This is a genomic window from Chryseobacterium sp. (assembly GCF_019236175.1).
Classification (GTDB): Bacteria; Bacteroidota; Bacteroidia; order Flavobacteriales; family Weeksellaceae; genus Chryseobacterium.
The window spans coordinates 46,252-57,201 of sequence record NZ_JAFAJM010000021.1 but is presented as its reverse complement, the minus strand read 5'-3'; the positions used below and the strand labels follow the sequence as shown (position 1 = coordinate 57,201).

At 38.2% G+C, this 10,950-nt stretch carries 7 protein-coding genes and 3 tRNA genes; 7 read left to right on the top strand and 3 right to left on the bottom strand.

The window, feature by feature from the left end:
- Window positions 1-121 precede the first annotated feature (121 nt).
- The 3 genes from JO178_RS19250 to JO178_RS19240 all read right to left on the bottom strand — a co-directional run bounded on the left by JO178_RS19250 (window position 122) and on the right by JO178_RS19240 (window position 413).
- Window positions 122-195: transfer RNA gene (locus tag JO178_RS19250), tRNA-Arg, on the bottom strand.
- Between the two features lie 42 nt (window positions 196-237).
- A tRNA-Pro gene (locus tag JO178_RS19245) sits at window positions 238-312 on the bottom strand.
- Window positions 313-328: 16 nt separating this feature from the next.
- Window positions 329-413, bottom strand: a tRNA-Ser gene (locus JO178_RS19240).
- Window positions 414-549: 136 nt separating this feature from the next.
- Here JO178_RS19240 and JO178_RS19235 point away from each other — a divergent pair.
- From JO178_RS19235 to JO178_RS19205, 7 genes are all read left to right on the top strand, one after another.
- On the top strand, window positions 550-1,575 hold the full coding sequence (locus tag JO178_RS19235; RefSeq protein ID WP_291939328.1) for an N-acetylmuramoyl-L-alanine amidase: 1,026 nt from the start codon (window positions 550-552) through the stop codon (window positions 1,573-1,575).
- 73 nt (window positions 1,576-1,648) lie between these two features.
- Entirely contained in the window at window positions 1,649-3,049 is a 1,401-nt protein-coding gene (gene aspA, locus JO178_RS19230) for an aspartate ammonia-lyase (protein ID WP_291939325.1), read from the top strand.
- Window positions 3,050-3,120: 71 nt separating this feature from the next.
- Window positions 3,121-3,975, top strand: coding sequence for a glycosyltransferase family 2 protein (locus tag JO178_RS19225; RefSeq protein WP_291939323.1), 855 nt, complete (start codon window positions 3,121-3,123; stop codon window positions 3,973-3,975).
- Window positions 3,976-4,039: 64 nt separating this feature from the next.
- Window positions 4,040-5,086 (top strand): hypothetical protein, encoded by a 1,047-nt coding sequence (locus tag JO178_RS19220; RefSeq protein ID WP_291939320.1) that lies wholly within the window; start codon window positions 4,040-4,042, stop codon window positions 5,084-5,086.
- Window positions 5,087-5,313: 227 nt separating this feature from the next.
- Entirely contained in the window at window positions 5,314-7,995 is a 2,682-nt protein-coding gene (locus tag JO178_RS19215) for a TonB-dependent receptor (RefSeq protein WP_291939317.1), read from the top strand.
- Between the two features lie 13 nt (window positions 7,996-8,008).
- The gene (locus JO178_RS19210) at window positions 8,009-9,370 is read left to right on the top strand and encodes a DUF4876 domain-containing protein (RefSeq protein ID WP_291939315.1); all 1,362 of its coding nucleotides are present in this window, start codon (window positions 8,009-8,011) and stop codon (window positions 9,368-9,370) included.
- A complete protein-coding gene (locus JO178_RS19205; RefSeq protein ID WP_291939312.1) occupies window positions 9,360-10,949 on the top strand; it encodes a DUF6850 family outer membrane beta-barrel protein in 1,590 nt (529 codons plus the stop codon). The genes JO178_RS19210 and JO178_RS19205 overlap by 11 nt, the downstream gene beginning before the upstream one ends.
- The last annotated feature ends 1 nt before the right edge of the window (window position 10,950 follow it).

The window sequence follows — 10,950 nt, the reverse complement described above, 5'->3', positions numbered from 1 at the left end:
TAAAGATTCTGAAGAATGTCCAATGTAGAATTTATCTAAAGTTTTAGAATGAAGTATATAACAAAAATACATAGAACTAATATAAACAAAAAAGACTCACTGTTTCCAGTAAGTCTTTAAGTGAGCGCGAAAGGATTCGAACCTTTGACCGTCTGCTTAGAAGGCAGATGCTCTATCCAGCTGAGCTACGCACCCTTAAACGTTGATTTTGCTTAATTAAATAAGCTCATTAAAAAGTCGGGGCGGCAGGATTCGAACCTGCGACCTCCTGGTCCCAAACCAGGCGCGATGACCGGACTACGCTACGCCCCGAGAATATATAAGAGAGCGGAGGGTAAGGGATTCGAACCCTTGCGACACTTTCGCGTCGACAGTTTAGCAAACTGCTCCGTTAACCACTCCGGCAACCCTCCTTTTTTGTTTATTTTTTAATGATCGTTGTTCCGTTATTGCGAGTGCAAATATAGAACAGATTTCTTTATTTACCAAATATTTTTCAAGAAAAATTTGTGTATTTTTGAGGTAATAAATCATTAAAAAACCAAACTGATGCGTAAGACATTATATATCATCGGATTAAGCGCTTTTGTTTTTTCATGTACTTCCCAACAAAATGTGAAAAAAAATACGTACAAACCGAAAACCCCCGTGGCACAGCCGAAACCGGTCGTTAAAACAACGACTCCGGAAGCTCCAAAACCAAAAATTGTTTCTGATCATGGAGTTGACTTTTTTACTACCAATATAGCAGACCCTACAAAAAATGATAATACCGCAAGTTATGGTTCTATCGTTTCTGCAAAACCGGTGGGATATAAAGTTGTTAAGACTTATTTTCCTGCTGTTGCACAGAATTTCAGACAGCGTTACTTAATATTACATTATACAGCTCTTCCGGACGATAAGTCGATCATGGTTCTTACACAACAGGCAGTAAGCGCCCATTATCTTGTTAATAATACAGGAGACAATGAAATTTACCAGCTGGTAGATGAAAACAAACGTGCCTATCATGCAGGAGTAAGTGCGTGGAGGAATGATAAAAACCTTAATGATACTTCAATCGGTATTGAGATTGTGAATGCAGGTTATTCTACGGATGGTACAGGAAAAAGAATATTTGCTCCGTTTAGTGATGAGCAGATGAAAAAAGTAGCTGCATTGGCCAAAGATATCGCCACAAGATATCAGATCCCGGCTACCAATGTTCTTGCTCATTCAGATATTGCTCCGACAAGAAAACAGGATCCCGGGCCTATGTTCCCATGGAAAAAGCTATATGATGAGTATCAGCTGGGAATGTGGTATGATGAAACAGCCAAACAGAATTATCTGGAAGTGGCACAACTGGATTTTGCAAGCCGGTATATAGATACTGCTTTTATTTTTCAGGTGCAGACCGCTTTACAGAAGTTCGGGTATGGGATTGAGCTCAGCGGTAAATGGGATGATGCGACCAAGAAAACAATAGAAGCATTCCAGTACCACTTCCGTCCTCAGAATTATGACGGAATTATGGATGCCGAAACCTGGGCCATACTGCAAGCTTTGAATCAAAAATATCCGGTAAAATAAATTCTACTTAAAACGCATCTGTTAGATGCGTTTTTGTTAACTTTAACCCATCAAAAACAGTAAAATATCTGTAATGGAAAATTTCAGAAAAGAAAGTGATCTATTAGGCGAACTGAATGTGCCTTTAGATGCTTATTATGGGGTTCAGACACAACGAGCAATCGACAATTTTAAAATCTCGGGACAGCTTTTGTCTTCTTATCCGGACTTTATCAAAGGTTTAGCTTTCGTAAAAAAAGCAGCAGCAAAAACCAATTATGAATTAGGACTTCTTGATGAAAACCTGTATTTCAAAATCGCAGAAGCCTGTGATGAGATTGTCGCAGGTAAATATCATGATCAGTTTCCGGTAGATATGATTCAGGGTGGTGCAGGTACTTCCATCAATATGAATGCGAATGAAGTCATTGCCAATGTTGTATTGGAGAAATTGGGAAAAAATAAGGGCGAGTATGAGTTTTGCTCTCCTAATGATCATATCAATCTTTCACAATCAACCAACGATGCCTATCCTACAGCGATCAAAATAGGATTGCTGCAGATGAATGTCGGTCTGGTAGAAAGGCTTGAAAAAATTATTGCCGCTTTCCGAGCTAAAGGACAGGAATTCCAGGATGTTATTAAGATGGGCCGTACTCAGCTTCAGGATGCTGTACCAATGACTTTGGGGCAGGAATTTGAAGCATATGCTGCTACTCTGGAAGAAGATATCTCCAAACTGGATAACAATGCGCTTCTTTTTGTAGAGGTGAATATGGGGGCAACAGCTATTGGAACAGGTTTGAATGCCCCGGTAGGTTATGCCAGTCTTTGTGCTAAAAATCTGGCGCAGATTACAGGATTTCCTATAGTTTCAGCACCAAATCTGGTAGAAGCGACACCGGATACAGGCTCTTATGTAATTTATTCTTCAGCAATGAAACGTCTTGCTGTGAAATTATCTAAGATCTGTAACGACTTAAGATTGCTTTCTTCAGGACCAAGAGCAGGGCTTTTTGAAATTAATCTTCCTCCTATGCAGCCCGGATCATCCATTATGCCGGGAAAAGTAAATCCTGTCATTCCTGAAGTAGTGAATCAGGTATGCTTTAAAGTTATCGGAAACGATCTTACCGTAACCTTTGCTGCAGAAGCAGGACAATTGCAGCTTAATGTAATGGAACCGGTACTTTCTCATGCGATCATGGAAAATATCAACTTCCTTTGCAATGCGCTGGATACCCTTCGTGTGAAATGTGTGGTAGGAATCACTGCTAATAAAGAAGTTTGCCTGAATATGGTAAAACACAGTATTGGTATTGTAACGGCACTGAATCCTTATATCGGATATAAGCAGTCTACGCAAATCGCTAAAGAAGCATTGGAAACAGGAAAAAGCGTTTATAACCTTGTTCTGGAAAAAGGAATTCTTTCTCAGGAGAAGTTAGACGAAATTCTTGATCCTAAAAATATGCTGAAGCCGCATAACAAATAAAAATCAATAAGGGGTAGATGGTCGTTCGCAGATCATTTACCCCTTATTATTCATCATTTATACTATAATTCGTGAGGTTTTTAATCATAATTCCTGCACATAACGAAGAAAACAATCTTTCATTCACCCTGGATTCTTTACAGTCACAAACCTGCAAAGACTTTACAGTAGTTGTTGTCAATGATGGCTCTACAGACAAAACTCCGGAAGTCATCCGGAAATATACAGAAAGTGATCCTCGTTTTGAAACCATTAATCTTCAAAAGTCTGAACATCAGCCGGGTTCTAAAGTTGTTCATGCTTTTAAAAATGGCTTGCAGACTCAGTCTATCCATGAATTTGATATTATCTGTAAATTTGATGCGGATATTATCCTTTCTGAAAATTATCTGGAAACAGTAGAAAAAGCATTCGCCGATAATCCGGATTATGGTTTGGTAGGTGGCTTATTGTATATAGAGAAAGACGGAAACTGGGTGTATGAAGGGAATTCCAACAAATACCACGTAAGAGGGCCAATGAAAGCCTATCGTAAAGAATGTTTTATTCAGATCGGAGGTCTAAGGGAAACATTGGGTTGGGATAATATAGATTCTATACTTCTCGAACATTTCGGTTGGAAGGAAGTTGTTTTTCCTGAATTACAGGTAAAACTGATTAAAGTAAAAGGAGCAGATTATACCATCAGACCCGCAGATTATTATGGCAGGTATTTCTATTTTCTGGGTCTAAACAGATTTCTGGCTTATGTTGCCTCTTCAAAAGAAGCAATGAAAAGTAAGTCTTTGTCATTTTTCTTTGATATTGTTAAAACTTATGAAGGCTGCAGATCTCAAAAAGCAGTGTTGAAAATTACCAGAGAAGAACAGAAGCTGGTTAATGATCAACGTTGGAGAATGCTAAAGAAAAAGTGGCTGAAAATGTAAGCGAAACGGAGATTTATAAATGAAATGTAAATAAAAAATTAACCTATATATCTGTTATTCATTAGTGAAAAAAATAGCCTACATAGAAATAGATACCCACGCTGAAATCGCCCAGGCTTTCATGGATATTATGCAGGATTCTCAGGATTTTGCTGTAGATTATTATTTTTCAAAGAAAATTAAAGATCAGATCAGATCAGGGCATGAGGCTGTATTTCTTTCAGACAGTTCCATGATTCTGGATCAATTAAAAGAAAAAAATTATGATTTGATTATGATCGGGACTGTTCACCGTTATTTTACTACTTTTTTTACCCTCATTAAAAAATACAATACGGCTGTTATAGCTCATAATCTTAATTTTACCAAAGCCTCAAAACCGAGCCTTTTGAAAAGTATTTTCAAAGGAGATGTAATCTACCGTCTGAAGCTATGGCTAAAAGAAGGATTGCTATATTCTTCTAAAATATATCTGACTTCACAATCACTCTTGGTTCTTGATGAAGCGATGGCTTCAGAAAGGTATCAGTTTTTACCTCTTTTTTATACAAAGGATTTTCCACAAACAGACAATGAACATCGGATTATTGTGATTCCGGGTGGAGTTTCTCAGAAAAGAAGGAATTATCAATATATTTTTACGACCATTCAACATATAAAAGCGGATCAAAGCTATGAATTTGTCTTTTTGGGAAAGGCAAAAGATCACGAACTGAAGCAGCTGGGGGAGTTATCACAAAAACTGCCGGAAAATATACGGATCACCTATTTCTCCGATAGAGTTTCTTCTTATGAGTTTAATCAGTGGATGCAGAAAGCAGATGTGCTCTGGTGTCCGATACAACAGGAAACTGAGTTTTTCAGCATGAAAGAAACCTATGGGGTTACGAAAATGACCGGTAATTTGGGAGATGCAGTAGTATATGGAAAATGGGCGGTTTTTCCTTCAGCTTATCCTTCAAAATTAAATTTTATCGTTCCCGAAGGTGAAAATTTCCTCCGGCAAGTGAACGAGCTGGCCAGGCTGAATTATGATTTCCGAAAGGAATACGGGAAAGAAGAAATCCTTAAAAAAACAGAAAAACTTCTAATGAAACTGACTTCAGGATAATATTACCTGACCGCATGATAAAAGCATAAAAACGAGCTCCAACATTTGTCGGAGCTCGTTTTGTTTTAGATATTTTAATTTTTCACTGCATGGTGTTTAATTATTTATTCTTTAAATTTATAAGTTTATTTTTATTAAAATGATAAAATTCACTTCTTAATTATTTTTATTTAGAAAAATTATAAATAATTTAGCGGCCTAATTATAAAAAATTGAAACGAATTGTATTGAGCGCAGTCCTATTTATAGGGTCTGTTACGATTTTATACGGTCAGGAAAAAAATATAGATCTGAATAACGGGACTTTTGAAGTTAAGCGATGCAGAATGATCTATGTTGAAAAAGGCATTACAACCTATACAGGCGGATGTGAAATTATTCTCAGCCAACCGGGGCAGCTTCCCAAAACTATTTTTCTGAAAAAAAATGAAAAACTTGTTGTAAAAGACAAGAAAGCTTCTATCGTTTACACGGATGCCATTTCGGATATCAGAATTGATGGCATTGAACTTACTGCTAAAAAGAAGAATTTCTCGGAAATAGAAATCAAACAGGAAGCACTCCAGAATATTCAGTCTTTTTCAGTAGGGGATGTTCTTCAGCAATTACCGGGACAATTTGTGCAGCCTTTTGATAATACCCAGTTTAAAAATATTGTCTTCCGTACGGCAAGTGGTGCTTCGGTAACCTCAGGTTCGACAATTTTAAGCGGCGATGAAGCAGGAAATAAAGCCTTCGGTGTACAGCTTATGGTGAATGATATTGCTTTATCAAATAATGAAAATATGCAAAGCTATAATTCGGCGTATAGTTCTCCTTTTGGAATCAATTTTACGACGACGGGAAGGTCCGGTACATTAACTCCGGCACAGCCCAACTTCGGGATTGACCTGCGTGAAATTCCTACAGAGAATATTGAAAGTATAGAAGTCGTTCAGGGGATTCCCGATGCTAAATACGGAGACCTGACTTCAGGACTTATTAAGGTGACGACATTTGCCAAAAGATCCCCGCTGCGCCTGGATGCATCGCTCAGGGAGGGAACTTATCAGTTGGGGCTTACCAGAGGATTTGCTCTTAAGAATGATCAAAATCTGAATGTTTCCGCAGATTATATGAATTCCATTACAGATCCCAGAACCAGTCTGATCGGGTATGATAGGTTCAGTACCAATATGCTTTGGGGAATCAATACCAAAAGGATAAGAAATCGAGTCTCTTTTTCATTTTCTCAGAATACCAGCAACGGAAAAAGAGATCCGGATGATTTGCAGGGAATTGTCATCAACAGTAAAAATAAGAGCTTTTCAATAAGCGATAATTTTAAATATATGCTGAGAGGTCGGGCCCGTAAAATATTCAATACCTTAAGTGCAGATGTAGGATTAAGTTATGCTACCCAGCTGACGGAGAGAAAATATTACCTGAATCAGGGCGCGCGCCCTTACGGAAATGCTCTGGAAAACAGTGTGTACTATGCGCCCTACACTCCGCCCAGCTATGAAAATATGACGTATGTGGACGGTAAACCGATCAGTATTTCTGTCAATACAAGTGCTGACGGGGTGTATACCACTTCTAAAAGATGGGTACATATGTATTCGGCAGGATTTAATTTCAGGTATGGAGATAACCTCGGAAGAGGGAAGTATGGAACAGCCGGACAATTTTCCACTATTGCCACAACCGGAGGAACAGCAAACGGAGTACGGGATTATAATTATCAGGATAATGTTCTCGCTACTTTCCAGTATGCCTTTTATGCACAGGATAATATTTTCAAACGATTAAATAATAAACATGCCATCAGAGCAAACCTGGGACTCCGTTATGATATTCAAAACGGAAAATCAACCCTGTCGCCGAGGATAAATACCTCTTATCAGATGGGAAATCTCAGCCTGCGTGCAGGATTTGGACTTACCTCCAAAGCGCCTTCGCTCAATCAGCTATATACAGGACCGAGATATTTTGATCTTCTTCTGGGAGATTACCGCCTCCCGGGATATTATACAGTGGGAATTATGCAAACCGTGGTGACTCCCGGAGATAATGTAGATCTCAAACCTTCAAAAAGCTGGAAAACTGAATTCGGAATAGATTATAAACTTCCATTTGCAACGATAAACCTTACGGCCTATTACAACAGACTTTTCGATGGCTTCAGCACGATATCAGTAGCTAAAGTGGTGGATAAAGCCAAAGTGGAAGTAAATGTTACCGGAACTCAAATTCCTACTTTTGAAATTGTAGGAAGTGACAAGTTTTATTATCTGCAAAACAGAATCACCAACGGATATGAATCTACAGATAAAGGACTGGAGCTTATGGTTTCTTTTAAAAAAATAGAAGCCCTGAATCTGGTAACAGCTTTTAATGCTTCTTATGTAACCACAAAAAGTAAAAAGAATGAAGGAATTCCTACCATTTCAGCACTTTCAGTTCCGGATCCGGCTTTCCAGTACGGGCTCTACAATGATACCTATTCCAACGCGGATATGGCAAGAGCCAGTTTTAGTTTTGACTATCATTTGCCGTCTTCAGGGTTGATCATAGGTCTTCGTACCGATCATTTTTTAATAGATAAGAGACAGACTTCGGGCAGAAGCATTTATCCGGTCGGTTATATCGATCCGCAACTTAATGTGGTCATGATTCCGGAAGGAGAAAGAAGCGATCCGAGGTACCAGAACCTTTTTAGAAAATCATCAGATGAAACCTTATCCGGGTTGGGGAGTAAAACATTGCATAATATACACCTTCGGGTAACTAAGGATTTCCTGAGTGGTTTCAGAATATCCATCTACGTGAATAATGTTTTCAATCTTAAAGCCTATAGTGAATACGGAACCCAATACGGGAACTTTAGTCCAACATCATTCGGAGCTAATATCTCATATAAATTTTAAAATCAGTTGTATTATGAAAAATATAATAACCTATTTGTTTTTACCACTGCTAATTCTCGTGGTTTTAGGATGTAAAAGAGAAGATGACTTCGGAAGCAGCAGTGATCTTCAGCCGGTACCTTATATGGTAAAGGTAAGATATGATGCTGCCAAATTCGGTCAGCTGGGAGGGAAAGGAGCTGCCAATTCCACGGTAACCTTAGAAAATATTTCTACCGGTGACAAAGTAATCGGGAAAACAGATATTAACGGAGAATTACATTTTAATGCCATTCTTCCCGGAACTTATAATATTACTGCGGAATCAGCAATGTCTAAGCAGGAATATGAAACAATATTCGGAATGTCTACATCCAATACCGAAGTTCATTTTGGAGGAATGAAGGAAAAAGCGATTGTGAATGTGAATGTTTCCGCAGCGGAAATTATACTCTCTTCAGGAAGAGTAGGAGATCTGGTGATTAAGCAGGTGTATTATGCCGGTTCTTCCACCACTGAAGGTGCTTCTTTCAGGGATCATTTTCTGGAAATTTATAATAATTCTGATGAAACTATTTATGCAGATGGTTTATATATTGGACTTTTGGAAGGGAATACAAACAGTAATGTGACGTCTTATACCCTGGCCAATGGGCAGTATGACTGGAGTAAATCTACAGGAAACAGTATTGGGGCAAGTGCAAATACAGATTACGTCTATGCCAATGTCGTGATCAGAGTTCCCGGTAATGGAAATCAGCACCCGATTTTACCAGGGGAAAGTATTGTCATTGCGCAGACCGCAATTAATCACAAAGCACCTTATGATACTCCCAACGGACAATCGGTTGGAATTAAAAAACCTGAACTGACCGTAGATCTCAGCGGAGCAGATTTTGAAACCTACCTTGGAGATTATCTTACGGCTAACGGTGGAAGTCCTTATATGTATGATATACAAAATATTATGGTTCCTGATATGCAGATTGTCCATTGGGCAAGCAGTTCTAAAGATATGCTGTTGAGTGTGACTTCCAGACCGGCATTTATCATATTTAAAGCCTCTCCGGATGAGGTTGCATCTTTTGCAAAAGTACCAAGTCCTAAAAGCGTAACTGGGCCGCTATTTGCCAGAATTCCTAAAGAAATCATTATTGACGGGGTAGATACAACCGATAAAGAATTAAAAGCACCAAAAGATTTACCAATGGATATAGATGCTACAAGAGCTTTTATTAAAGATCTGTCAGGAGCTCCTTATCCTGATTACAGTTCTTATTCCATCATCAGAAAAATAAAACAGGTGGTCAACGGAAGGACTATTCTGATGGATACGAATAATTCCCAAAATGATTTTACAACGATAAAAGTAAGCCCAAGAGGAAATGCACAATAATCATAGAAGTAAATTGTCATGGTACGGATATTTTATCCTGTTTGTCCTGATTTTAGCCAATCAACCGGTGTTTTCACAGAATACCAGACTGGATAGCATTGATATCAGTGATATAGAAAAAAATATCAGGCTGGAAAATCCTTATCTGAACTTTTTTCATCCCCTGGATTTTTCAGCAACTTCTTTTAATTATTCCGTGAATAAACAGGGATTTAAAAGAGTGCAGTCTCCGGAAAAATCAGAAGCTTTCAATTTTAATTCACAGGGTGTATTTCAGCTCTCTCCGAAAATCGTCCTTTCAGGAAGATTGAATGCTATTCGGGAGAAAGAACATGCGGTTCCTTTTATTCTAACGGATGAGAGAACTACTAACCAGCCCTTTATCCATAATCCGTCTTATTTCTACGCGCCGAGACCGGCAGACTGGTTAAAGCAGGATTATAATATTTATGGGGTGTTAGCATACCGGCCATTAGATTTTATGATCACCCAGCTAGGGGTCGAAGGAAATTTTACAAAAGCATACAGAGATGCAGATCCGCGTCCTAAAACAGACCGTTACGTTTATAATGTATTTTCTAAAATAGGACTGAACTGGAAAGAGCATAGCCTTTTTGCTAAAGGTAAATACTTCAATGACTACCGGAAGAATGATATCATGTATGTGAATTTAAATACCAATGTGCCCTCCAGTGATAGTGTGTATATCCGGTATAATGAAGGCTACGGGAATCAGTATAAAGGAGATCTTTATTCCTATACCGAATATAAATCTGACGGGTATATCTGGGGCGGAGAATATGCATTCAATACTAAAAATATCCATCTAAGTGCAGGATATGATTATCAGTATTTTATTGAACGCTTTTATAAACAATACAGCTATAAAGATACGGATAATGTAGAGCGACGGGTCTATATGAAATATTCGGGATTGAGAACGGATAGGCACAGTGCTTATGTAAATTTTCTCGGGAAGTTGAATGGATATCATTGGGTTTCACGACTGGATTTCTGGGATCAGATGGATGATAATTTCAATTATGAACTTAAATATAAAACCTATAGACTGCATCAGTATCAGCTAAGCTGGAATAATAATATCCGTTGGTTCAATACAAGGAATGAGTCCCAGAAAATCCGTCTGGATTTTTTATACGGAAGAAACAGAGTGAAGGATATTTCCGTAGTTCTGGACAGGGAAATCAATTATTTCCAGTATTGTATGGGATATGAAAAAGAATTTCGTGTGAATACGGAGGATAAACTGGCAGTCGGGGTAGATCAGTATCTGTATCTCCCTGTTCAGAAAAATTTTATGTATATTCCTTATCAGAGTACAAAAGAAAATATATTTGTACAAAAAATTGCGATCCCTGATTACGGATATGACGCTTCCGCAAAAACAGGGTTTACCTTACACCTGAAATATAAGATGAACCGGGCAAAAATCCGCTATGAGATTGAAGGAATATTAACCCAAAACTGGCTTGCAGGAAATCAGTATCAGCAGGCTGTGACTAATTATAATGGTAATGCAAACTTTATGGGTAGTTTTGCATTGAAAGTATTTTATTAAA

What these genes read in the sequence shown, in the direction of transcription:
- JO178_RS19235 (WP_291939328.1), top strand. Translation starts at nt 550, where the DNA reads ATGCGTAAGACATTATATATCATCGGATTAAGCGCTTTTGTTTTTTCA.
- aspA (WP_291939325.1), top strand. Translation starts at nt 1,649, where the DNA reads ATGGAAAATTTCAGAAAAGAAAGTGATCTATTAGGCGAACTGAATGTG.
- JO178_RS19210 (WP_291939315.1), top strand. Translation starts at nt 8,009, where the DNA reads ATGAAAAATATAATAACCTATTTGTTTTTACCACTGCTAATTCTCGTG.
- JO178_RS19205 (WP_291939312.1), top strand. Translation starts at nt 9,360, where the DNA reads ATGCACAATAATCATAGAAGTAAATTGTCATGGTACGGATATTTTATC.